Annotated in this window: 21 protein-coding genes; all 21 read right to left on the bottom strand. The window is 39.9% G+C overall.

The features are described from left to right. Positions 1 to 15: 15 nt before the first annotated feature. Positions 16 to 672: an SGNH/GDSL hydrolase family protein gene (locus AAHB15_RS12525; RefSeq protein WP_335573270.1), complete on the bottom strand. Its 657-nt coding sequence runs from the start codon at positions 670 to 672 to the stop codon at positions 16 to 18. Positions 673 to 730: 58 nt separating this feature from the next. Then, the gene (locus AAHB15_RS12530) at positions 731 to 4,150 is read right to left on the bottom strand and encodes a glycoside hydrolase family 2 TIM barrel-domain containing protein (RefSeq protein WP_342042484.1); all 3,420 of its coding nucleotides are present in this window, start codon (positions 4,148 to 4,150) and stop codon (positions 731 to 733) included. Positions 4,151 to 4,249: 99 nt separating this feature from the next. Then, positions 4,250 to 4,570 (bottom strand): SDR family NAD(P)-dependent oxidoreductase, encoded by a 321-nt coding sequence (locus AAHB15_RS12535; RefSeq protein ID WP_342042485.1) that lies wholly within the window; start codon positions 4,568 to 4,570, stop codon positions 4,250 to 4,252. Beyond that, a complete protein-coding gene (locus AAHB15_RS12540; protein ID WP_342042486.1) occupies positions 4,533 to 4,946 on the bottom strand; it encodes an SDR family NAD(P)-dependent oxidoreductase in 414 nt (137 codons plus the stop codon). The genes AAHB15_RS12535 and AAHB15_RS12540 overlap by 38 nt, the downstream gene beginning before the upstream one ends. A gap of 61 nt (positions 4,947 to 5,007) precedes the next feature. Beyond that, positions 5,008 to 5,484: a VOC family protein gene (locus AAHB15_RS12545; RefSeq protein WP_335573273.1), complete on the bottom strand. Its 477-nt coding sequence runs from the start codon at positions 5,482 to 5,484 to the stop codon at positions 5,008 to 5,010. 40 nt (positions 5,485 to 5,524) lie between these two features. Continuing rightward, complete coding sequence (locus tag AAHB15_RS12550; RefSeq protein WP_342042487.1) at positions 5,525 to 6,586, bottom strand: NAD(P)-dependent alcohol dehydrogenase; 1,062 nt, start codon at positions 6,584 to 6,586, stop codon at positions 5,525 to 5,527. A 25-nt stretch (positions 6,587 to 6,611) separates the two neighbouring features. Continuing rightward, a complete protein-coding gene (locus AAHB15_RS12555; protein ID WP_342042488.1) occupies positions 6,612 to 8,225 on the bottom strand; it encodes a glycoside hydrolase family 43 protein in 1,614 nt (537 codons plus the stop codon). A gap of 13 nt (positions 8,226 to 8,238) precedes the next feature. Continuing rightward, the gene (locus AAHB15_RS12560) at positions 8,239 to 10,347 is read right to left on the bottom strand and encodes an alpha-glucuronidase family glycosyl hydrolase (RefSeq protein WP_342042489.1); all 2,109 of its coding nucleotides are present in this window, start codon (positions 10,345 to 10,347) and stop codon (positions 8,239 to 8,241) included. A gap of 65 nt (positions 10,348 to 10,412) precedes the next feature. Then, the gene (uxuA, locus tag AAHB15_RS12565) at positions 10,413 to 11,468 is read right to left on the bottom strand and encodes a mannonate dehydratase (RefSeq protein WP_342042490.1); all 1,056 of its coding nucleotides are present in this window, start codon (positions 11,466 to 11,468) and stop codon (positions 10,413 to 10,415) included. A 14-nt stretch (positions 11,469 to 11,482) separates the two neighbouring features. Next, positions 11,483 to 12,178 (bottom strand): YesL family protein, encoded by a 696-nt coding sequence (locus AAHB15_RS12570; RefSeq protein ID WP_335573278.1) that lies wholly within the window; start codon positions 12,176 to 12,178, stop codon positions 11,483 to 11,485. 201 nt (positions 12,179 to 12,379) lie between these two features. Next, on the bottom strand, positions 12,380 to 14,038 hold the full coding sequence (locus tag AAHB15_RS12575) for an ABC transporter substrate-binding protein (protein WP_335573279.1): 1,659 nt from the start codon (positions 14,036 to 14,038) through the stop codon (positions 12,380 to 12,382). A gap of 60 nt (positions 14,039 to 14,098) precedes the next feature. Next, a complete protein-coding gene (locus AAHB15_RS12580) occupies positions 14,099 to 14,971 on the bottom strand; it encodes a carbohydrate ABC transporter permease (protein ID WP_335573280.1) in 873 nt (290 codons plus the stop codon). 14 nt (positions 14,972 to 14,985) lie between these two features. Beyond that, positions 14,986 to 15,912 carry an ABC transporter permease gene (locus AAHB15_RS12585; protein WP_342042574.1) on the bottom strand — a complete coding sequence of 309 codons (927 nt, stop codon included), beginning with the start codon at positions 15,910 to 15,912 and terminating at the stop codon, positions 14,986 to 14,988. 374 nt (positions 15,913 to 16,286) lie between these two features. Next, positions 16,287 to 17,078 carry a Nif3-like dinuclear metal center hexameric protein gene (locus tag AAHB15_RS12590; protein ID WP_342042575.1) on the bottom strand — a complete coding sequence of 264 codons (792 nt, stop codon included), beginning with the start codon at positions 17,076 to 17,078 and terminating at the stop codon, positions 16,287 to 16,289. Between the two features lie 77 nt (positions 17,079 to 17,155). Next, the gene (locus AAHB15_RS12595; RefSeq protein WP_342042491.1) at positions 17,156 to 18,262 is read right to left on the bottom strand and encodes a Gfo/Idh/MocA family protein; all 1,107 of its coding nucleotides are present in this window, start codon (positions 18,260 to 18,262) and stop codon (positions 17,156 to 17,158) included. A gap of 397 nt (positions 18,263 to 18,659) precedes the next feature. Next, entirely contained in the window at positions 18,660 to 19,814 is a 1,155-nt protein-coding gene (locus AAHB15_RS12600) for a Gfo/Idh/MocA family protein (protein ID WP_335573283.1), read from the bottom strand. A 48-nt stretch (positions 19,815 to 19,862) separates the two neighbouring features. Then, the gene (locus AAHB15_RS12605; RefSeq protein WP_342042492.1) at positions 19,863 to 20,708 is read right to left on the bottom strand and encodes an SDR family oxidoreductase; all 846 of its coding nucleotides are present in this window, start codon (positions 20,706 to 20,708) and stop codon (positions 19,863 to 19,865) included. 23 nt (positions 20,709 to 20,731) lie between these two features. Beyond that, the gene (locus AAHB15_RS12610) at positions 20,732 to 21,739 is read right to left on the bottom strand and encodes an endo-1,4-beta-xylanase (protein ID WP_342042493.1); all 1,008 of its coding nucleotides are present in this window, start codon (positions 21,737 to 21,739) and stop codon (positions 20,732 to 20,734) included. Between the two features lie 187 nt (positions 21,740 to 21,926). Continuing rightward, the gene (locus AAHB15_RS12615) at positions 21,927 to 22,856 is read right to left on the bottom strand and encodes a carbohydrate ABC transporter permease (RefSeq protein WP_342042494.1); all 930 of its coding nucleotides are present in this window, start codon (positions 22,854 to 22,856) and stop codon (positions 21,927 to 21,929) included. 11 nt (positions 22,857 to 22,867) lie between these two features. Then, the gene (locus AAHB15_RS12620; RefSeq protein ID WP_342042576.1) at positions 22,868 to 23,731 is read right to left on the bottom strand and encodes an ABC transporter permease; all 864 of its coding nucleotides are present in this window, start codon (positions 23,729 to 23,731) and stop codon (positions 22,868 to 22,870) included. Between the two features lie 471 nt (positions 23,732 to 24,202). Next, positions 24,203 to 25,861, bottom strand: coding sequence for an ABC transporter substrate-binding protein (locus AAHB15_RS12625; protein WP_335573287.1), 1,659 nt, complete (start codon positions 25,859 to 25,861; stop codon positions 24,203 to 24,205). Positions 25,862 to 25,881 lie beyond the last annotated feature (20 nt).

Here is a 25,881-nt window from a genome sequence, read left to right on the forward strand (position 1 = left end):
TTCAATTAATTAAAATTACATACGGTCCCATTCAAACTCGATTTCCCTTAAGAATGCCCGGGCCAATACCATATGTCCTGCAGCAGATGGATGAACACGATCCCAAGCGATTGTTGCAGGATAAAGATCCTTTAACACTTCATTAAAAGCCGTTTGTGTATCAACAAACAAACAACCAGTCTCTTCGGCGATTTTTCGAACGATTTGGCCATATTGGTCCATCGTTTTCCGCATCTGGTCCTGTTCATTGCTTTCCATATAAAACGGAGTCATAAGGACAAGGCCCTTTGTGAGTGGCTTGGTTTCTGTAACAAGCTTACGCAGCGTTTCCTCATATTCGTCAGCATATACGTGCCATTCTTTAATGAAAGGCGTATCATACTGCCGCCAAACATCATTAATGCCAATCATGATTGATAACCAGTCTGGTTCTTGATTTATGACATCTTCTTGCCATCTATTTTTTAAATCGCGAACGGTGTTACCGCTGATTCCCTTATTTACGACTCGGATGCCGAACTCCGGATAGACTGCCTGCAGCAGTGCATCAACGTATGACACATAGCCTTTCCCTAGAGCACCAAATAACCCTTCTCCTTCAGGTTTCGCTCTCTCACAATCCGTTACGGAATCACCAATAAATAGTAGTTTTTGAGCTGGTACAAGCTTCATTCATTTGCCCTCCACATCCATTAAAATGACTTACTAAAAAATTCGAGTGAGTAATACTCTATCTTTCAAAACGGAACCAGCCAAAATCAAAATTGCTTCCCGGCAGGAAGATAAAGGTCACTTTTTGTATTCCAGTGATTCTTTCCATTTCAAAAACTCGCTCTTCATAGTTATCCGATTGCGTAAATTCGACGAGTTGATTGGATTCACCTGCTTCGTTTGCAAAGCGAATATGAATGGTATTTTTGTCAATCGGCGACCTGCCAAAAATCACAAGTTTCATAGACCCTTCACTGGTAAAATCCAGCTGTTCAAACTCTAGTGAAACATTGTTTCCGATTCCTTTAACGTTATTTTCTTTTACTGTAAACGTATCCCCATAGATATGGTCACTTTCGGCAGCGAGATTTCTTTCAAAGGCTCTATTCTTCTTTTCAAAAGAAAATCCTTTAATATGGACCTTCTTATCGAGGACAAAACAAATGGAAGTAATGCCTCGAAGTCTTTTGGACAAGCGATACGTTTCTTCTTGATAGACATTCCACTTGGATTCTTTTTGATAGATGACATCCGCTATTAATTCGCTTCCAGCTTCATCAGGAATTCCTTCCCAAATCTGCAAGGAATACTCTTCGCTTGATAAGGCAAAAATCGGAATCGTTATCGTATCTGAACCATACGTTCCAAAGTCAATTCCTCGAAAACCTACCTGTGTTTCACCATCTCTAGCAGTAGCAACTCCTCTTTCGTTTCCGTTTCCAACTTCGCCTTTACTATAATCATAGAGTCCTGCAGAGATAAATCCATAAGGATCCTTATAGGCAGTGCCAAGACTCTCTACCGTAAATTCCAGCTGAGAGATTAATTTCGATTTGTCCGTACCATTCTTACTGGTACAACGAACACGGAATTCCCCGTCTCCTAATGCTGTAATCTTTGCTTCCTGGCCAAACGCTTCTACTACGGCAATATTCGACTCAATCCCAGTTTCATTGACTACGCTCCACTCTACTTCACGGTAAGAAGTATTTTCTGGGAAAAATCTTGCTCGAACAATTCTCTCTTTTTGTGATGCATCAAACACTTGTCCGTCTTCGCTGATGATTTCAATCTTACGAAGAGGGATATCTTCGCTCATGCCCATAACAATCGGCAGGTCCTGGTTCCTCGTATCTGCAGAAATCCCTTCGACTGGGTCATCTTTTACTGGTAAAGCCTCAAATTCTACTTTCCGGCTTTCTAAACCTTCGGAAGAAACTTCAAGCTGAATCGTTCCGGGTTCTAGTATCGCTCCGATGATGGCCATTAGCTTGCCACTGAATAATCTTCTGCTTACCCCTTTATACTGGTCATAGTCGGTGCTGTCCCCATTATCAAGGCCCATCAAGCGGCCAGCTCCGGTCACATCCACACGCACCCGATTGTTGGCATTCTCCACTGGAGTGCCATTCTCATCTTCCATGCTAATTTCGACAAAAATTAAGTCTGTACCATTTGCGATTAGCTGTTTCTTATCCGCGTTCAAACTGATGTTTTTTGCATCTCCAAATGATTTTTTAATATCTGTTGCAATGATGCTGCCTGCTTCGTCATAGGCAATCGCTTTTAATTCCCCTTCTTCGTAAGGAATCTTCCACCAGCCAACAAGCTGTGTCCCATGTTCATGGTCAATTTCATGAGTTCCAATTGTCGTTCCATTGAATTGAAGTTCAATTTTCGGTGCATTCGAACAGACTCGTACATCAATCATTTGTCCTTTATTAAAATCCCAATAAGGCAAAATATGCACCATCGGCTTTGTCTTGTAATCTGTCCATGCTGATTGATAAATGTAATAGGAATCCTTCTTAAAAGTAGCCGTATCAATCTGACCAAAATAAGAGTTCTTCGTATGGTACGGTGTAGGTTCCCCGATATAATCAAACCCTGTCCAAATAAATTGGCCAAGTGAGAAAGGTGTATCCCTCTCGGCTAGAATACAGGCCTCTGCTGACTTTGCCCCCCAGCTCGTTGAACTATTTCCAAGGGCGGAACATTGTTCGTCATCATCTGCCAGAATCGACTTTTCAAACGGGAAATGATAGATTCCCCTGCTTTGGACGACAGAGGCAGTCTCACTGCCATAGATGATCCAATCTGGATGTTCGTCGTGATGTTTTTGATAATATTTTTCTGCATAGTTATAGCCGGCAACCTTCACCAGATCGGCGCATTTTTGAGCATTTTCCCATGGCATATAATTCGATCCGATGGTGATCTTGGCATTTTCTTTTGGGTCATATTTTCGTACCTCATCCATGAGCATACTTGTTACTTTTTGCCCTCTTTCATCTGCATGGGTATCATAAATTTCATTTCCAATACTCCACATTAAGAGACTCGGATGATTCCGGTCACGCATGACCCAGCTTTTTAAATCTTTAGTCGCCCAAGTCTTAAAAAATCGTGCGTAATCATAAGTTGTTTTGGATCTTTCCCACATATCAAAAGCTTCCGAGACAATCAGGAACCCCATCTCATCGGCTAAGTCCATCCAATCTTTGGCCGGCATATTGTGGGCTGTTCGGATGGCATTAACACCCATTTCTTTTAATATATCAAACCTTCTCTTTAAGGCTGTTTTATTAAAAGCGGCTCCTAAGGCCCCTAAATCATGATGCTCACAAACCCCATTTAATTTCATCTTTTTACCGTTTAATTTAAAACCTTGTTCGGGGTCAAGGGTAATCGTACGGAACCCAATATTTTGAGTGACGAATTCGATTTCTTCATTTGTTTTAACTAGCTTTAATTGAGTGATTAGCTGATAAAGGTTTGGCTCGTCCATACACCATACAGCCGGATTTTCTACAAATAGCCTTTGTTGATTATGTAATCTGGAGTCACTGTCTGCGACAATCTTCTCTGAAGAAGCAGCAATGATTGTATCTTTAAACATTATCGTATGCGAGAGTTGTACGTCTTCATTGAGGTTGATTTCTGTGTCAACTTCAACCTGCCAGCCATCCTCGTTCTGTTTTGTTGTGATATAGATTCCATCCGTTACAATATGGTTGACCTCTCTTGTTTTTAGCCAGACATTCCGATAAATGCCGGCACCTGAGTACCATCGGCTATTTGGACTTTGATGCACGACTTTGACTAGAATTTCATTTTTTCCTTCAACGAGGAAGTCTGTAATATCATGTTCAAAGGATGAATATCCGTATTTCCATTCTCCTGCAAACTGTTTATTCACAAAAAGAGAAGAATCCATATAAACGCCATCAAAGCACAAGAGAATCTGCTCTTCTTCTTTAGAAAAGTTAAATCTCTTACGATACCAGCCGATACTGTTTTCATAAAGATTCAGTGAATTATAGATAAGCCAGTCATGTGGCAAATCAACAGGCTCAAAAGTCAAAGCAGAGCTATCCCTCACATCTAGGCCGCTTTTGGCAAATTCCCATCCATCATTAAAAAGTATTTTATTATTCATATTTGATTTACTCACCTCTTATTATGCAGTGCCTTTAGGAACGTGTATTGGGCTGAAATTTTAAAGAGAGCTGACTTTTTTCAGCCAGCTCTAAAATTATTAGATTGCCATTGGTTTTCCTTCATGATTGATAAAAACATATTTACTTTCTACCGTGAGTCTTGTTTCAACGAGATTGAATATTCCTTTTGCCGTATCAATAGGATTTCCTGGGGCATTACTTCCACCCATATCTGTCTTGATCCAGCCAGGATGGACAGCATAAACCTGAATATTTTTACCATTAACATATTGGTTTAATTGCTGCGAGAACATATTAAGGGCTGTTTTAGACGCTGCATAAGCATAATCTCCGCCATAAGCGTTTTCAAAACTCCCTGCTTCAGATGAGATATTGATAATGGACGAACTGTCCCCCAATAATAATATAAGGAAGGAAGTGTTTCACGACTCTCATCGGGCCGAACAGATTCACATCAAAGGATAACTGGACCTGTTCGAGGTCCAATTCCTCAATCTTTTTATCACGTTCCAGCAGGATACCTGCATTATTAATAATGGCGTCGACCGTACCAAATTGATCCTTTACAAAATTGGCAGCATGTAATACAGAATCTTCTTTTGTTACATCTAATGGAACGATAGAAATAGACTTTGAGAATTCAAGTTCTGAAAATTTTTCCTTTCCCTGCTCTGCATCTCTAACCCCTGCAACTATATGATGGCCTCTTTCTGCCCCAATTTGGGCAAGCGCTAACCCTAGGCCTCTATTGGCACCTGTAATTAAAATCCTCATATTCCATTCACCTGCCTAAGATTAACTATTAATCATTTAATAGAAAAGGGAAATCATCTTTTTAATGATCATTTTCTAAAAGCTCTAAGATAATTTTTAAATCCTTAAAGGTATCCATGTATGCATACCTTCCTCCTGAGTACTCACCTTTTTGCATTAACGGCATTTGGTTTCTTTCCATCAGATTAATTTTCTCTTTCAGCCCTTTTATAATGAAAGCAATATGATGCGGACCTTCTCCATGCTCATCGAGATACTCCCTCCATGTACTTGGATGCTGGTCTGGTTCAATTAATTCTAGTTGGAGTGAACCCATATCAAAGAAGGCCAGTTTTGCACGTGCTTCCGTCGAATCCCCTTTATATTGAGTTTCTGCTTTATCTACTGTGTCAGTAAGACTCCAGCCCGGATTTTCCACTCCAAAGAAATCAGCATAAGCTTGACTGGTTTTTTCAATATCATGAACAAGAATTCCAATTTGAGCTATTACATTGGTACCGAGTACATTTTTCTCTGCAATTTGATCTTTATTAGCCATAAGGTCCCCTCATTTCAAGATATATAATGGTTACGTTAGCTTATACATTTTCCTTATCTGGGTAGATCATAATCTTGATACTCGTATCCTTCTGAGTTCTCGCCATTTCAACTGCTTCTTTTATTTCAGAAAGGGCATATTTGTGAGTGATAATCTTTTCAATATTAGAATCAGATTTCCCTAATGCCTGAATGGCAGCAGGATAGGTGTTGGCATATCGGAAGAGACCATAAACATCAATTTCTCCATCAATTAACTGATTGATATCAAGGGGAATTTCATTAGTCGTCGGCATTCCAACCAAAACAATTCTGCCGCCCCGGTTAACAACTTTTACCGTATCCGATACAGCCCTTTGATTACCCGATGATTCCACAACCACTGTGATCCCCTTTCCATCTGTTAGTTCTTGAATCCGCTCTTTCACGTCTTCATTTAAAGGATCAATTACAGCTGTTACGCCCATTTCCAGAGCTAACTCTCTACGAAATGGAACAACGTCACTCGCATAAATCTCCGTAACACCAAACATTTTAGCGGCTTGAATGGCTAAAAGACCAATCGGACCGAGTCCACTAATAAAAACGCGGTCAGCTTGGGTAACCCTGCCGCGATTCATGGCATGGAATCCTACTGATAATGGCTCAAGAAGCGATCCCTCTTCATAGCTCATAGTTTCCGGCAATTTGAACAGCATATCACTTCGGATCGTAATGTACTCAGCCCAGGCTCCGTCAACCGGAGGAGTGGCAAGAAACACAACATCCGGACATAAGTTGTATCTCCCAGATTTACAATAATCACATCTACCACAAGTTACCCCTGGCTCTACGGCCACTCTGTCACCGATTGTGACATTTGTAACCGATTCTCCGACCTGAACCACTTCCCCTGCTAGTTCATGTCCTAAAATGATAGGCTCTTTTACCTCATAACGGCCAATTTTACCGTGCTCATAATAATGGACATCCGAACCACAAACACCAATGCAATATACTTTTATTAGTGCTTCATCTGCTTTTGGTACTGGAATATTTATTTGCTTCACTTCAATATCCAATGGTTTACTCATTACTGCGGCATCCATCAAACCTGCTGACATATCCTTTTTTCTCCTCCCATTGTTCCTATTCTTTATGATCTCGTTCGCTGTATTTGAAATAATCAAAATCGGCATGTTTTCTCCTGCCGCTCAAATCTTGAGCACAAAGGCCAATAAATGCACCTGTAAAACCCTGATCGAGCAGCGTGCCACCCTTTTTCAACTCAACATTATCATCTGAAATTATACTGGCATCTAACACTGGGCCGATTTTTATCCAATTAGCACCGTCTTGGGAGTAATAAAATTGCAGCTCCGCAAAATGAATCTCAGCTTTTAAAAACACTCGGTCCCAGCCTTCTATTGGTATCTGTGTTTCTTGAGGTTCGGAGTATTCACCTCGGTCACTTGCCATAATTCCGATGCATTTTCCTAGCTCCTCGTCATGACTAATCCATAGATAATAGAAATTTCGGCTATTGTAATAGTAAACAAGCCCCGCCATCTGCTGAAAAGTTTCCGGCTCAAACTCGACAACGGTCTCAGCTGTTATCGAAAAGGCTTGCTGCCTGCGGGCGATCAAGCTTTGTCTATGTGCAGAACTAAACGATTCCCTGCCTTTTAATCTTAAATAACCTGGTCTTTCTTTTACAGAAACCCATTCTTCTGTAAATGGTACCCGAAGGGAATTCAAATGAATGCTTAATTCTTCGCCATCGAAATGATCAGTTTCTGGCTCCCCTTCAAATGGGTGATCAGGTAAAGATGGGAGTTCGACACTTGCCTCTGGACTATTGCTGCCATTAGCAAGCCGCAGCCAGCCATCCTCCGTCCAAACACCTTTCTGAATAGCTGTTTCCCTGCCAAGATTGCAGTTCATCGATGGTCTTAGAGGGCGTCCTGTAAGATGCACCAAATACAACTCATTCGTTTGGGTGTGAACAATGCTGGCATGCCCTGCCTTTTGTAGTTCAAGCTCCGGTTTTTCAGCGGAAGTTAAGATCGGTCCTAATGGATCCACTTCATAGGGTCCAAATAGAGATTCCGAGCGTGCTACTGTTACCGCATGCTCGTACCTTGTTCCCCCTTCCGCTGTCATTAGATAATAATAGCCATTATGCTTATATAAATGTGGTGCCTCTGTTAATCCCAGTGTTGTTCCTCTAAAGATATTGTGGATGGGTCCTATCAATCTCTTTTCTTCTAGAGAATATTCCTGGAGTAAGATGCCCCCAAAGGAATTTTTATTTTTCCGGTGATCCCACACCATATTGACCAGCCATTTTGTCCCATCTTCATCATGATAAAGGGATGGGTCAAACCCGCTGCTATTTAAGTAGATGGGTTCTGACCATGGACCCATAATGTCGTTTGCAGTGATCAGATAATTGTGGGTGTCTTTAAATGGTCCAATATGACTTTTCACATCGGTATAGATTAAGTAAAACGTACCATTATCGTAGCTTAAACAAGGGGCCCATACGCCGCCAGAATCAGGGTTTCCTGCCATATCCAATTGACTTTTTTCCGTTAATGGATGGGTAAGTAATCTCCAATTCTTCAAATCTCTTGAGTGATGGATTTGGACTCCGGGAAACCATTCGAAAGTAGAGGTTGCAATATAATAATCATCCTCTACTCTTAAAATGGAAGGATCCGGGTTAAAACCCGGCAATATTGGATTGGTAACAGTCGGCACTTTACGGACCCTCCTAATAGATTTTTCTATTTTGCTCATCTGCAATTCCGGATTTTCTATAAAAATAAGTGTTAATGATATCGCGCCACTCTTTTGAATGGGTTACTTGCTCTTCTAATCTAGTTAATATATCTTCATATCGCTCGGAATCAATGCATCCCTTTAACGTTGTCCATCTTTCCTTTAATTCCTCTGCCTCTTGTACGCCTTCAAAGTGAGTATTGTAGATATGCTGAATTACCGTAACACCCGATTTCAATGGATGTGTATATGGCACATGGTGGAAGAACAATAACAATTCATCCGGACATGTTTCAAGTGATTCGTACATTTCCGTATTCTCTTTAAAATACTGGGCTGTATAACCCGTGCCTGTTTTTATTGTTCGGTCGACGCCAATGCCATGACAATCAGCAAAATGATATGTGCCCCACACCGAATATTCATAACCATCAACATTTGGTCCATAGTGATGATGCGGATTTACCATCCAGCCTACTCCAAGCGGTGAGGTATAATGCTCATAAATTTCCCATGATTTCAAAAGCATGTGACTGATTTTTTCGTGGACTAGTTCATCTTTTCCAAAGGTTTGGCCTATCCATTCATTTGTGATCGTCTCTGCGTCAAGGTCAGGGTTCCAGGTTAAACGGCCAAAGCCATATAGGTTTGCTTGCGCCAACGTATGCCCCGTCCAATTGTAGTCATTACCAATATTTGATACAGCTGCGATACCAGAATAACGGTATGGGAACGTTGAACCATCGACAACACTCTTAACCGGTGAGCCTTCTCCATTTGCATAGGTGTCAAAATCCAGAATTTCCTTCCACTGGGGAACGAGGTAACAAAGATGTCTTTGCTGTCCTGTGTATTCTTGGGTGACTTGAAACTCCATCATTTGATTCGTCTGCGGCATCGCTCCAAATAACGGGGAAACGGCCTCACGCACTTGGAAATCCATTGGTCCATTTTTAATTTGCAAGATTACATTCTCATGGAATTGTCCGTCTAGTGGTTTAAAATGGTCATATGCAGCTCTCGCCCGGTCTGTTGAGCGATCACGCCAGTCTTGCAGGCAGTTATAGACGAAGCATCTCCAAATAACTAAACCGCCAAATGGATCTAAGGCTTCGGCGAGCATATTGGCCCCGTCCGCATGGTTACGGTTATATGTAAATGGACCTGGCCGGTGTTCTGAGTCTGCTTTAACAAGGAATCCTCCAAAATCAGGGATAAAGCGGTAGATTTCTTTCGCTTTATTTTTCCACCATTCTTTCACTTCCGGATCTAACGGGTCTGCCGTGTCCAAATCACCCAATTGAATCGTACTTGCATAATTAATACTTAGGAATGTTTTAATACCGTAAGCTCTAAAAATACTGGCAACCTCTGCTACATGTGAAAGTAAGCTAGCAGTGATCAGGTTGGTTTCCACTTGGTGAACATTTACATTATTAATGGCGATGGCATTGATCCCTACGGAAGATAGCAATCTTGCATAATCTTGAATACGATTTAGTTCATCTGAAAAAACATCGTCCTTATAAAAAATAGATTTACCAGCATAACCGCGTTCAATACTTCCATCCATGTTATCCCACTGGTTAATCATCCTTAATTGATTCTTAGGGGATTCCACAATGTTTAAATGATCTAATTTCTCTTGATTCTGCATCAGCCTTAATAGATGAAAAGCGGCATATAATACGCCTGCATCTCTTTTTCCTAGTAAATAAATCGTGCTATTTTCATCGGTGGTGACAGTCTTGATCATATAACCATCTTCATTGATTGAATCAAAATCAACGTCCATTTTGTCTAGCAAATTTAGTTCCTTCTTTGAAGCTAAAACAATGCGATTTTTAGGTCTGCTGCCAGAAGAAATTTTTGGTTGTATGTCGAGCATCGAAGAAAAAGCTGTATTAAGCTCATTTTGTGCAGATTGGATCACGATGGAATCTGCGAGGCTTTCGATATTGGAAGCCCATTTTTGATACTCTTTCACCAATCCTGCTTCACCTATCTTTTTGTATTGAAGCCATGCGGCATAGCTCTCTTTGTGATTGACTTTGTATTGTTCAGTTAGATTGTATTCCGTATTGTCGATTGTGCTCTTCATTATGGTTATCCTCCATTATAAATAATGTGTATTGCCAAGTAAGTGAAGGTACATTACTCTTTAATTTATTGATTTAGCGCATCCCAAGCTCCTAATAGATACATAATGCCTAGTGCTCGATCATACAAGCCATAGCCGGGACGGCACTGCTCATCCCAGATATGCCGGCCGTGATCTGGTCTGATATATCCTTTATAGCCGCTGTCGTGATAGGCTTTCATAATTCCAACAATATCCACGGAACCATCCCCAGTCCGGTGGGAGGTTTCAATAAAATCCCCATTTTCATAGATTTTGACATTACGAACATGGGCAAACGGAATCCGATCCGCATATTCCCGGACCATTGCGACAACATCATTATCGCGGTGTGAGCCTAATGCCCCGCTGCAAAGTGTGACACCATTGTATGGACTGTCAACAAGCTTTAAAATCCGGCGGATATTTTCCTGATTGGTTACAATCCTCGGTAAGCCAAAAACAGACCATGGTGGATCATCCGGGTGAATCGCCATTTTGATATCATGTTCTTCGGCCACTGGAATAATCGCTTCAAGGAAGTATTGCAGGTTTTTAAATAAATCTTCTTCCGTTACATTTTTATAAGCTTCAAATAGATTCGTAATATTTTCTAAGCGCTCAGGTTCCCATCCGGGCATGGTAAAGTCAGCGTTCATCGCTATTTTATTCACCAATTCCATCGGGTCGATATCATCCACTTTTGCCGTTTCATAGAAAAGAGCAGTGGAACCATCTTCATGGGCCTTATATAAATCAGTCCTGATCCAATCAAACACAGGCATAAAGTTATAACAGATGACCTTTACTCCCACTTTAGCCAGCTTTTCAATCGTACGTTTATAGTTTTCTATGTATTGGTCCCGGGTGGGAAACCCGAGTTTAATATCCTCATGAACGTTTACACTTTCAACGACATCGATATTAAAACCATATTGATCTGCTTGCTTTTTTACCTCTTGGATTCGATTCATAGGCCATTCCGCGCCTGCCTTCATGTCGTGAAGCGCCCAAACAATCGTCTCTACGCCTGGTATTTGTTTAATATGATTTAGGGTTACAGAATCATTTCCCTCCCCATACCATCTAAATCCCATTTTCATTCTTTATCCCTCCGTTAGTTTGCACTCTCATTCGGTTTACAAAAATTCAATTTTAAGTCTTCGAGAACTTCCCTGCTATTCAGTAAAAATACATAACAAACTACACTTGCCGTAAATAGGATGAAAAAATTAGATGTAATGGTCGTTAAAAATAAAGTGACTATAACAATGCTAATATTCCCAAAGGTAACCTTTACTTTTTTGAAGCTATAATAAATGGAGAGTTTCCAAATATCTTTTAATCTAAATGCAAAGCCTGCATTAATTAAAAATGCATACATCATTAAAATGAGCGTAACGATAATTCCTATGAAAAAGACTACTGATAAAATATGATTAAGTACTGATGGGTTTGAATTAAAGTATTGCAAGTCAACAAAAAGGATATATAGAACAAGAAGAAGCGGCAGCCAAAATCGCATTGTATCTTTAAAATTTATTTTATATCCGTGAAAGAAATCTCTTAATGGAGAAAGTTCCTTTTCCCGGATTAGTTTTCCCATTGAATAAAAGAGTGCTGAAACGGAAGGGCCTGTCAGGACTAGAGCGATAAAATAAATCGTAATATTGGAAAAAGTAGGTTCTAGCGTCATAAAAAAGAATAGGAAAATAACATTACAAAGGACAAAATAAATATTTGTCATTAATAGCCAATAGATATAATTTGTTACTGAAAATAAGGTTCCTTCACCAAACTCTCTTTTTCTCATAATAAATCCACCCATCAAGTTCATTTTGATTGTGATATTACTCATAGTGATAATAGAGAAAAATGGTTGTGAACGTGAGAAGTCACCTATCTCTCCACAACCATCACATATGATCATTTCTTTTTAATGAATGATTGGACAACTGCCTGGAATTCTTTCAAAAAGCATTACAGGCAGTCATCACACTATCACTTAATCTAATTACTTATTTTTCTTTTGATAATCTTGATAAGCTTTATTAACCATATCTAAGTATTTATCCATACCTTTTGCTTTTAATTCAGACACATAAGCATTCCACTCAGATAATGGACGTGAACCTAAAATGAACTTCGCTGTATTTTGTTTAACTGTATCCGTTAATGGTGTCGAAATCAGTGTTGCTTGTTCTTGATCCGTTGCACTCATTGGATATGGAGGATTTACAGGCAATACTTTCTTATTTTGGTGCATACTATCTTGGAATTTAACTTCTTCTTCACTCATTGTGGATTGAAGTAAATCAGTTGTACCACCGTAAGCGAATGAACCTGTTCCAAATCCATAGTCAACACGTAAATCTTTCGTTCCAGAAGGATTTAGGCCAAGGAAGTTGATATCTGACGGAAGAACGCGTTTACCATTTTCCTTTTTATATGTTGTGCCTTCAACGCCCCATTTAGCTAATTCTTCTCCTTCATCGCTATACCAGAACCAGTCAATAAATTGCAGCAATGCCTTAAAGTTTGGATCATCTTTAGCTTTCGCACTAATCATGATTCCGTTTTCTAATCTTGATCCAGCAATAACGTTTCCTTTTGGACCTCCAGGTACGTCGATTTTCGCAATCGAGTATTTACCTGCTCCTAGCGTTTTGTCCATACTTGTACGCATCGTAACGATTTCTTGAGAGTTACTGCTAATAACAAATGACTTACCGTTTACAAATTTTTGAACCGCTTGATCGTCACTTTGTGATAAGCTTTCTTTGTCCAACAATCCTTCTTTAATAAGTCCATTAAAGTAAGTTAACATTTCTTTATATTCTTTTGATGCACCAGCAAATACAAATTTATTTTTGTCTTGATCAAAGGTTACATAGTTTGAAGTACCCCAGCCGCCAACAGTCCCAAAGGTAGGAGCCGCATATTGCAATAATGCACCTAGTGGACTAACTGCTCCAGATGTACTCCAACGATCAGAGAAAGGTGTCACATCAGGATAGATTTCTTTTAATTTTTTCAATGCAGCTTCAAATTCATCCCATGTTTTCGGAATAGCAATATTATTCTTTTCGAAAATATCAGTTCTTACAGCTAGTGTGTAATCTGGCCATACCTCTTCGTGTAAACCAGGGAGTACATAATATTTACCATCAGCTTGTCTTAAATTATCAATCTCAGGCTGTAAGTTCCATTTTTTCACTTTATCCATGTAGTTAGGCATGTATTTCACGTAATCACTAATTGGCAAAATCGCACCAGAAGAAACAAATGGCGTTTCTTGACCTGGGTATGTTTTAGGGATAATGAGCGGAGCATCTCCAGAACTAATTAATAAACTTCTTTTTTGGGCATAATCACTCATTGGTACAACTGTTGGTTTTAAAGTAACATTCGTTCTCTTTGTGATTTCACTCCATAGCAGCCAATCCTTTTTATAGGCATACCATGCAGCATCATTGTACATCGTTGTAAATGAAATTGGTTTTGTTGCTTTAAATGTTTTTCCAACGCCATAGTCTGCCATGGCAACTCCCTTATCTTTAGGAGCTGAAGCAGTTGTGCTAGAGCTTTTATCACTGCTGCATCCAGCCAATAAGCTACTGAGAGCGGTAACAATTGCAACTAAAAAAGCTAACTTTTTTAAAATCTTTGCCATTGGAGTTCCCCCACTTTTAATGTTTTTATAATGAACTTATGTAAATAAGTTGCATCCAGGTTATTGTTTAACAGATCCAAGCATGATTCCCGAAACAAAGTATTTCTGCACAAACGGGTAAACCATTAATATTGGCAATACCGTTAATACCATTGTTACAGCCTTGATATTTGCGCCAATTTGTTGCAAATCATCCGCAGAAGTAGCACCGGCTGATTGACCGGATGTTGCTCCCGCCAAAAGATTTCTCAAGTAAAGCGTCACTGGGAACTTGTCGGACTGATCCAAATAAAGGAATGCCCCAAACCATGAATTCCAGTTCCCCACCGCATAGAACAGAACCATTGTGGCTAAAATCGGCTTTGATAACGGTAAGATGATTTTTAGAAATGTACCATATGTTGACGACCCATCAATCGAAGCGGCTTCTTCCAGTTCCTCAGGCATTGCTTCGAAAAATGATTTCATGATTAGCATATTAAAGATACTAATTGCACCAGGGATAACAATCGCCCAGATTGTATTGGTCCAGCCAAGATTTTTAATTAAGATATAGTTCGGTATCAATCCACCGTTAAAAAACATCGTGAAAATCGCCATTGAAGTAAAGAATTTACGACCCATAAGCCGCTTTTTCGACAAAACATAGGCGAACGTGGTCGTCATCACCATTGCAATCAGGGTACCTAGAACGGTATAAACAATGGTATTCCGATAGCTTGTCCAGAACGTTTTGTCATGCAGAATAGTTTGATAGGTTGTAAGGTTAAATCCCTTTGGTATAAGGGTTACTTTACCTGCGTTAATTTCCGCCTGACCGCTAAATGACTGAGCAATGACATTCAAAAAGGGAAATAAGGTAACATATATAACTAATAACAAGATGAGCACATTTATAACTTTAAATATTTTGTATTGTACCGTTTCCTTCACTGGTCTCTCCTCCCTTACCACAAACCGTTGTCTGTAAACTTTTTCGATAGAAAATTGGCAGAAAAGACTAAGGTCAATCCAATGATGGATTCAAACAAGCCAATTGCAGTCGCATAACTAAAGTTGCTCGATTGTAAACCAATCCGGAAAAGATAGGTAGAAATAACATCCGAAGTTTCAAAGTTTAATGGGTTATAGATTAATAAGATTTTTTCAAAGCCTACCGCCATAAGGTTTCCAATATTCAGAATTAATAGTGTAATAACCGTTGGCATAATTCCTGGAATCGTAATATGAATGGTTTGTTTCCATCTGTTTGCACCATCAATTTTGGCTGCTTCATATAGAGAATCATCGATATTCGTAAGGGCAGCTAAATACAGAATCGCTCCCCAACCCATCGTCTGCCAAACTTCTGAGGCAACATATACGGGTCTAAACCAGTGCGGATCTTGCATAAAAAGGATAGGTTTCCCGCCAAAGAGTTGAATCAATGAATTGATTGCACCACTGGTAGAGGTTAACTGTAAAATCATTCCGCTTATAATAACCACTGATAGGAAGTGCGGTAAGTAAGAAGCGGTCTGAACAAACTTTTTGAACCTTTTTGATTTGATTTCATTTAACAATAAAGCAATTATAATCGGAGCAGGAAAACAGAAAAGTAACGTTAAACTGCTCGTAATTAAAGTGTTTTTAAATACTTGCCAAAAGGCTGCGTCACCAACAAACATTTGAAAGTAATGAAGACCCACCCACTCTTCCCCAAAAATATTTCCTCCAGGAATAAATCTTCTAAAGGCAATAATATTACCAATCATCGGTATATACTTGAAGATCACGAGATAAATGATTGGTAAAACAAGTAGAGAATACAGCTGCCAATCTTTTTTTAGTGCTTTTAGTACCAATGATCTTTTAGGGGTGGTAATAATGGGCACTTGGAGTTCTTGTGTTTGCTTTGATACCTCGACTACTTGCTTCAATGAATTCCCTCCTTATCTTGTTTTGTTATTTTGTTTTTCTTTTACACCGATCGGCTTTGCTTATGAAAGAATAAAAATAATACCTTTTTCCTGCAACATAGTTCGTATATCATACAAACTATGTTAGTTGATTTTACTAGATTAGATGTATCATTACATTAAAACATACTATAGAATCTTTTTTCTAAACATAGTTTGTTCGTCACACAAACTATGTTTATATAATCATTTTAACACCACTATTTTATAGGTGCAAGCGGTTTCAGACAAAATCCATCAATTTTTTTATTAATCTATTATATTTTTATTATCTTTTAAATTTGTGCTTTTTAAACTACTTGGAAAATTGGCTTTTCTGGTATGAAATGAACAGGAATCCCTGGGAAAATCGTTTTGATCCATTCTGCCAAATACTCCATACCAGGTGCTTCACTTTCGGCATGTCCTAGAACCATTAATGCTTTTCGTTTTCCTTGATAGGCAGCATCCCTTACAAACTCTGGAGTCTCCCACTCAGGGCCTTCTCCTGAAATAATTAAATCAAGTTCCTCCTTCTCGAAGAGCGGTAAAGATAAAGCCCCTCCTCCTCGATATCCGGCTAACAAGCCGATACGAGTACAAGTTCCCTCTAAATTTCCTACCGTACGGACAAACTCGACTCCAAGTTTCCCTTTTACGTACTCAGCAATTTCCCTCACTGACATAGAAGGAATTTTTACAATGGTTGATGCCGGGTGATTTTTTTCTACATAGGTTTTCCAACCCAATGTCTCAATCAGCCCAACCATAATCCCATCTGGCTGATACCTATGGATATAATCATGAAAACGAAAGACAGCTATTCCAGACTCTTCAATGAGCCGGCGCTTTTCTAGATAAACTTTGGATTCTTCCACTACTGTTTGATCCATATGGCTGTAAAATAGACCTTCATGGGTAATTAAAAAATTGACCCCTAGTTTGATTGCCTGTTCAATAACCTGTTGTGTCGCCATAAACGTTACAGCGATTCCTTTTACCTCCATGTTTGGATCACCAAACTTTAGCGTGTCAACGGTGTTAGGAAGTTTATTCACTGGCTCTATTAATTTATCTAAAACATGTTGAACGGTAATGGTCATATTTACCCCTCTTTCAGCAAATAATCTTTTTGTAGAAAGAGTTGCCATTCTCAGGCAACTCTTTCTACATTTATACTTTAATTTTTTGTCACTAAAGGAGACTCTGCTGTCTCTACCCAAATCGCCTTTTCCTGGGCTTCAATACATAATTCAGCCGCCCTTAACGTATGTTCTTGGGTCATGGCATTTTCTGTACCGTTTAAGCAATCAAGGATGAATTCGCCAAAGAACGGGCAGCCAACTTTTCCTGATAGTTGGAAGTGTTTTTCTCCTTCATGATTTACTAGATATAGCTGGTCTCCTCTGGAATCTCTGGCAATATCGATATACTTCCGTACTTCAATATAACCATCGGTTCCTAAAATAAAGACACGGCCATCTCCCCATGTACCAAGACCATCCGGTGTAAACCAATCGACGCGGAAATAGAAGGTGGCCCCATTATCGGCTACTAGTGTGGCATCCCCAAAATCTTGAAACTTCGGATACTGTTTAAAATGATAGTTGGCAATTTTACTATGAAGTACCTTCGCATCTTTTGCGCCTGTAAAGTGCAGGAATTGTTCAATTTGATGACTGCCAATATCACAAAGAATACCGCCATAATATTCAGGATCGAAAAACCAGTCAGGTCTGCTTTTTGGGTTGGCACGATGCGGTCCCGTACCAATTACTTGAACTACCCGTCCGATTGCACCTTCTTCAATTAATTGTCCGGAAAAGATCGAACTTTCAGAATGCAGTCGTTCACCATAATAGATTCCCCATCTAAGACCTGTCTCTGCTACCTTTTCTCTTGCCAGTTTCACTTGCTCCAATGTGGTAAACGCAGGCTTATCGGTAAAATAGTGCTTGCCATGATCAAGGACACGGAGGCCCAATGGTCCTCGCTCGGATGGAATATTGGCACTGGCAACTAGTTTAATGTCTGGATTGGAAAAAATCTCTTCTTCCGATGAAGCGATGTTTGCTTCAGGATATTTTGTGATAAAGCCTTGGACTTTTTTCGGATCTGGATCATACACCGCCACTAACTGGCCTCCTGCTTCGATTAAGCCGTTACACATCCCGTAAATATGACCATGATCTAAACCGATGGCCGCAAATTGAAACACCCCCGGCTCTACGACAACCTTTTTAACCAACCCTTTTGGTGCATAATTCATCCCATCATTTCGATCCATGTTTATCGCTCCTTTTCCACTTTTACATTCATGCTTAGTCGCCAATAGTGTCCTTTGACTACCTTTCAAGGCTCTTTTTTCTCTTGTTAGGTAGTCAATAGCCTTCCTTGACTACCCCCGAGGTTCTTTTTTCTCTTGCTCGGTCGTCAATAGCCTCCATTGGCTACCCTCATGGCTCTTTTTTCTCTTGCTCGGTCGTCAATAGCCTCCATTGACTACCCCCGATGCTCTTTTTTCTCTTGCTCGGTCGTCAATAGCCTCCATTGGCTACCCTCGAGGCTCTTTTTTCTCTTGCTCGGTCGTCAATAGCCTTCATTGACTACCCTCGAGGCTCTTTTTTCTCTTGCTCGGTCGTCAATAGCGCCTTTGACTACCCTCGAGGCTCTTTCAAAAAGAGTTATTCATATTTACCGCCGGTTGTAATCGCATTTTCCGAAAAACCCATGACATGGTTTTTCTTTTCATAGAAATGGGTAGCGTTCTTTAGAACACCATCCCTTGTATAAAAAGGACTCATTTCATCTAGTGGAAGTTTTACTGTTTGCCCTGTACTAGAAGATTGATAGATGGCTGTAATTAGTTCAAGCGTTTTTCTTCCTTCATGTCCATCTACTAATACTTCCTTCTTCCCTTCTATGGCCGAGAGTACATCGTCAATTTGGGCGGAATGACCCTCATATTCCAGATTGGACAAATGCTCATATACCGCTTGCAGTTTTTCTTCTAATTCCTCATCCTTTTCCGGGAACCCATTTTCCTTTGATTTTGAAGCAGTAACCTTCCACGGGACAGAGACACGTGCATTTTTCCCTTGAAAAATTAACTGCTGCTCTTCTCCGTGATGTACAACGGAGCTTGTAATTTGCGCCAAACTGCCATTCGGATAGCGGCAGATGGCCACTGACAAATCCTCCACCTCGGCGTTATCATGTGAGGTATTACTTGTAATCGCCGTTACGTCAGCAGGCATCCCATTCATCCAATGGAAAATATCAATATGATGGACGGCATGATTCAATGTACAGCCGCCCCCCTCTTTTTCCCAGGTTCCCCGCCACCACAAATCATAATAACTGTAGCCCCGCCACCAGAAGGAATCGACCTGCGTATGGACAATTGGACCCATCAGCTTTGTATCAAGAATCGACTTTAACTTCATCATTGGGTTGGTAAAGCGGTTTTGCGATACAACCGATAAAATCTTGCCGCTCAGCTTTTGTGCCTGATTCATAGCATCACATTCTTCTAAAGAAGAGGCCATTGGTTTTTCGACAAGTACATGCTTTCCGGCATGTAAAAAGGCAATGGATAGCTCAGCATGCGTATAGGGAGGGGTACAAATAGATACCAAATCAATGTCCGGACGTTGCAACAACTCTTTGAAATCGCTGTATATATCTACTTTTATATTGTGAGTCTGAGCGCTTTTTACTGCTTTTTCAGGAAAGATATCACAAATGGCGACGATATTACATCTTCCTAAAAATTGTTGATAGGCTCTAATATGTGCTGACGCAATGGCACCTGTACCAATTATGGCTACGTTAATCATTTATCTACCAACCTTCCAAACTCGTATTTTTTTGGGACAAAACAATTCTTAGACACCTGAATAGGACATAAAACCACCATCCACTGGCACGCTTATGCCAGTGACGAATCCACTTGCATCCTTATCAGCAAGCCATAGCAAAGTCCCAAGTAAATCTTCAGGTTTTCCTAGGCGCCTCATCGGTGTATGGGCTAAGATTTTATTGGTTCTTTCTGTATTCGTTCCATCTGGATTCGTTAACAATGCGCGATTTTGTTCGGTTAAGAAAAACCCAGGTGCAATCGCATTTACCCGGATACCTGTCTCAGCAAAATGGACCGCAAGCCATTGTGTAAAATTTTCAATTGCGGCTTTTGCTGCACTGTACGCCGGAACCTTTGTCATTGGACTAGGAGCACTCATCGAAGAAATGTTAATGATCGAGCCTTGATTATGAATCATTTTTTTGGTGAAAATTTGAGTAGGAATTAGTGTACCAATAAAGTTTAGATTAAAAACATAACCAAATCCCTCCGTGGTCATATCAAAAAAGGTCGTTAAATCTGATTTTTCAAGATCACTTAGTTCAAAGATTTCCTTTGTGGTAATTCCTTTTGGATGATTTCCACCTGCCCCATTAATTAATAGGTCACAGCTTCCATATTCAGAAGAGACGATTTCTTCTGCCCTTTTTACGCTTTCAACGTTTAATACATCACATTCGATGGCGAGAGCTTCCCCACCAACACTTTTTATTTCATCTGTCACTTTTAGTGCCTTTTCATAGGTGCGATTTAAGATCGCCACCTTCATTCCTTGCCGGGCTAATTCTTTCGCCATGCAGCCGCATAAGACTCCACCGCCGCCCGTAACGACTGCGACTTTTCCTTGTAAATTTGGATTTAATGGTAGCATATGATTTTCTCCTCCTGTTTCACTTAAAAGCTAATAACCTTCCAAAAAGCTTCCTTTGGCTGGTGATTTTCGTCGAATAAAAATGGCCAGTTTTTACGTCCTCTTACAGGAAAATCACTTAACCAAGTATAATCATCGGCAGCCCCCCAGAACGTAACGGCTGTGAAAACGTCCTGATACTCTCTAAGTAATGCGAATATCTGTTGATATCTTTCTGTCTGCCGTTCGATCATTTCCCCTGTAGGTTCAGTCAGGTCTGTCCGCTTGTCTTCAAATTCGAAAACGGATACATCTAATTCTGTAAGCTGGAGCTTCAGGCCAAGTGATGCATATCGTTCAATTGCAGCACGAATTTCGTCTAGGCCCGGGTTCGTTAAGTTCCAGTGTCCCTGAAGACCAACTCCGTGAATGGGGACCCCTTTTTCAACCAACGACTTAACAAGCTGATAAATCTTCTCCCGTTTCCCTGAATTGCATTCATTATAATCATTGTAGAATAAGAGAGCGTCCGGATCGGCTGCATGGGCAAATTCAAAGGCCTTTTCTATGTAATCTTCCCCGATGATGTCCAGCCAGTTTGTTTTTCTATAAAGTTCAGGTCCTTCGTCCGTCACCGCTTCATTGACGACATCCCAGCAATAAATCTGGCCCTTATATCTCTGCATCACAGTTGTAATATGATCTTTCATCCGCTGTAACAACTGGTCTCTAGTAACTCTTTCTCCTTGTGAATCCTGAAAAACCCATTCAGGTGTTTGATTGTGCCACACCAATGTATGACCGCGCATCTTCATACCGTGCTCACGTGCAAACGCTGCCAATTTATCGCTCTTTTCAAAATCATATTTTCCTTCTTCAGGCTGTAATCCTTCAAATTTCATATCATTTTCTGCGGTAATACTATTAAAATGGTTAGCTAATAAACTCTGCTGCGTGTTAATGGTTCGCAGGTTGACTGCGGCACCAATGTCAAAAATGGTCTCATACACCTTCTGAAATGAAGGAATCTCAACGCCAAGCTTTGCGGACATCTCGACATCTCCTTTATTAACAATTAAGTTCGTTTGTTAGTTTGTTTATGCACACAACAAACTAACTATATGCTATATTCTATAAAATTACTGATGAATTTACAATCAATATCCATTGTTTTTCTCTAATTGAAACGATTAATTTTTTTCAAGAAAAAAAGGACAATAAAGTCCTTTTGATCTCATTTCATCCTTTCACTCCACCCAATGTTAAGCCTTTGACAAAATATTTTTGCAGGAATGGATATACCATAATGATCGGCAAGCTTGCTACAATGGTCATCGTGGCCCTTATGGATGTAGGCGATACTTGATTAGCACTGGCATTGGCATTGGAAAACGCATCTACAGCTGTTTTCCCTGACAAAGAGGCATTTGAATTCTGAAGTATTCTCATCAGCTCATACTGTAAGGTACTTAGTTGTGGGCTTGATGAGTTATATAAGAACACATCGAACCATGAATTCCATTGGTACACCGCGACAAACAATGAAACGGTTGCCAACACCGGCATCGATAATGGAAGAACAATTTTTAAGAAGATTGTAAAATCCCCTGCCCCATCGATTCTGGCTGATTCAAATAAACTTTCAGGAATTCCCTCAATAAAAGAGCGAATCACAATCAGATTGAATACGCCGATGATACCAGGGACAATATAGACCCAAAAACTATCTAATAGATTTAGCTCTTTAATAAGCAAGTAGTTCGGAATTAAGCCTCCACTGAAATACATGGTTAGAACGAAGGAGATGGTTACAAATTTTTGCAATACAAAGTCTTTCCTGCTAATCGTATAAGCGACCATGGCTGTTCCAAGTACCGATGTCAATGTACCAATCACTGTTCTCAATACTGCAATTAAGAAAGAATTTAATATATTAGCTTCTCCAAATACATGCTGATAGTTGGCCCAAGTGAATTGTCTTGGCCAGAGAAAAATTCCACCCTTGAGAGAATCTGAAGCGCTGTTCAAAGAAACTGCCAGCTGATTGAGAAATGGATATAACATGACGATACAAAGGAATACCATAAATGTATAGTTAAAGAAATCGAAAATATAATCTCCCGCACCAGAATGATGTCTTGTTGCCTTAAAGAATCGCCTCTGTTTCATAAGGTTCCCTCCTAGAAAAGCCTTGGCTGATCAAACTTTTTCGCAATATGGTTGGCTGTAAATAAGAAGATGAAGCTTACCACAGTTTTAAAAATCCCTGCAGCGGTTGCAAGCGAGAAGTTCCCCATCGACATCCCATATTTCAGAACATAGATATCAAGGTTTTCCGAATAGTCAAGGTTCATTGGATTTCCGAGTAAATATTGGGCTTCAAATCCGGATTCTAAGATATAACCCAGATTCATGATTAATAGAATGATAATGGTTGGTTTTAACGATGGAAGTGTAATATATCTAATCCGTTGTAATCTAGTGGCTCCATCAATATCAGCGGCCTCATATTGCTCTGGGTCAATCATCGTTATCGCTGCCAGATAAATAATCGTGTTCCAGCCGACGTTTTTCCAGACATCTGAGATTCCGTTGATCGCCCAAAACCAAGATCCCTTCCCGAGCCAGAGGATTGGCTTATCAATAATCCCTAATTTCATTAAAACAATATTGACAATCCCGTTATCAAGGGACAAACCGTAAGAAATAATGCTTGCTGCCACAACCCAGGAAATAAAATGGGGCATATAACTAATGGTTTGGACAACACGTTTAAATTTTACAGCTCTAATTTCATTTAAGAGAAGGGCTAAGCCAATGGCTGTTACAAATCCCAACACGAGGTTAATCGTACTCATCCCAATTGTATTCCGAAGGACACGGTAAAAATCGGGATCAGAAAATAGAGTTTTAAAATGGTCAAATCCGATCCACTCTTGATCTAGCAGGCCTAATGCTGGTTTAAAATTCTGAAAAGCGATGGACCAGCCCCATAGTGGGATATACTTAAAGATAAATAACCAAATCATAAATGGCAGACTCATTGCTAAAAGTGCTTTTTGTGATTTTAATCTTTTTAAGAATGGTTTTTTAGCTGCTTTATGGTGTACTGAAACGGAAGTACTGATAACCTCTTCCGTTGCTGCTCTAGTCTCCATCTGCATTTTACCCCTCCTCTATTTGCTGTATTTAGCCCGATAGCCATAAGCTGCTGCCTTACATGTTGGAAGGAAGCGGCTTATAGCTTCCAGCATATTTTTTTTAGCAAGGCTCTGTTAAATTTGGCTGTTGTTTTCCGCTCCAGGCGCTCAGCAAACCCGCGGGCGTGCCGGGGAGCCTCTTCGGCGCATCAGCGCCTGTGGGGTCTCCCCGGCCCCGTACTCCCGCAGGAGTCGAGCGCCTTCCGCTCCAAACAACAGAGTATGAAAAACAACAATCTCGTTTAACAGAGCCTAAAGCAAAGGCCGATATAGCCAATTGGGCGATATCGGCCTTCTTTTGGTACTTCTTAAAAACTATTTTTTCTCAGCTTCCTTAATACGATCTTCGACGACTTTATCCATGAATTTTTCAAAGGACTTAGTGTCTAATGTTTTAAATTCCTTTGTATATTCCTTCCAAACAGAGTCGAATTGAGAAGGCGAAGATAAAACTAGTTTAGGGAAGTATTTCTTAATTAAATCAGTCTTTTTGGTACCGTAAATTTGCGGAGCGGAACCTTGCTCGATGTTTGCACTCCATGTTGGATACCATGGACGATCATCTGGTTTTGCAAACAAGTCAGAGAATACTGTCGCACCATAAGCCTTTAGGATCGCTTTGTCGCCATCAGTATAGGACATAGTAGCAACTTCCGGCTGTTTCGATGGAATCCAAGCGTTTCCGTCACTATATAGTCCATCACCATGCGGCCAATAATAAGAATACATACTTAATCCAGATTCATCTTTGAATTTTTCATCAGATGTCTTCGCAGCTTGTTCTGGAGTTTGATAGAATCTGCCTTTGTCGTCTACACTATATGTTTCGTCCTTAACTCCCCAAAACATTAACTTTTGATTTTCTTCTTTTGCAAGAGTATCAAAATATTTAATGATGCGTTCAGGGTCTTTTGCACTAACAGTGATACCGATTCCACGGTTATTAATGAATGTTGCCGGATCAACATATTGATCTTTTTGACCATCAAATGTAATTGGAAGCGGCATGTAACGCTTATCATCATTTCCTGCTGCTTTTAAATTATCTAATGCCTGTTGAACCTGCCAGCCGTAATCAAAGAATCCTAACACGCGGCCAGATGAAACCTTTGCTAAATATTCATCATAGTTAGCTACAAATGCCTCTTTATCAAATAGACCTTTGCTGTTCAATTCATTTAATTTTTGCAAGTAACGCTTGGTTTCTTCTTTGTCAGCATAGACGGAAGTTTTGTGGGTGTTCATATCAACCATTACTTCGCCATCGTTTGGATAACCAGCTAAATGGTTCGGTACGTTTGATAGAGCAAAGAAACGCCAGTCATATGTTAAAGCTGTGAACCCGATTGTAGACGCCCCATCCACTTTTGGATGCTTTTTTTGATACTGTTCGATTAGATTGAAATATTCATCAAGCGTTTTGATTTTTGGATATCCTGCTTCTTTTAAAATGCCGCGTTGAATCCAGAAAGCACCTTGGGTAATATTTGGATCTGGAACATAGCTTTGTGTTGCCGTAAATGGAATGAAATAAATTTTTCCATCTTTATCTTTCATTCTATCAAGATATGGACCGTATAATTTTTTTAGATTCGGTGCATGCTTATCGATCAAATCACTAAGGTCAATAAATCCGCCTGCATCTAAAACTTTATCGATTCCCGCATCTGGGGAAAGGATGTCTGGATATTTACCACTTGCAATCATTGTTCCGATTTTTGTATTTAGGTCTCCTACTAGATATTCAACCTTAAAATTCACACCTGTTTGTTCTTCTAATTTTTTACCAATGGTTGTTTCATTTGTGTTCTTGTCTTTACCTGGGGTGCCTGCATTAAAATAAGTAAATGTAACTGGATCTTCCTTGCCGCCTGATTTACTTGGCTTACTACTAGTACTTTCATCCTTTGTACAGCCGACGATGGAAACTAGAAGCACAACCATTAAAAGTGCTGAGAAAATTTTCTTAAGCATTTTTCAACCCCCTATTTGTA

Source organism: Bacillus sp. OTU2372, from assembly GCF_038440275.1.
GTDB lineage: Bacteria > Bacillota > Bacilli > Bacillales > Cytobacillaceae > Neobacillus > Neobacillus bataviensis_B.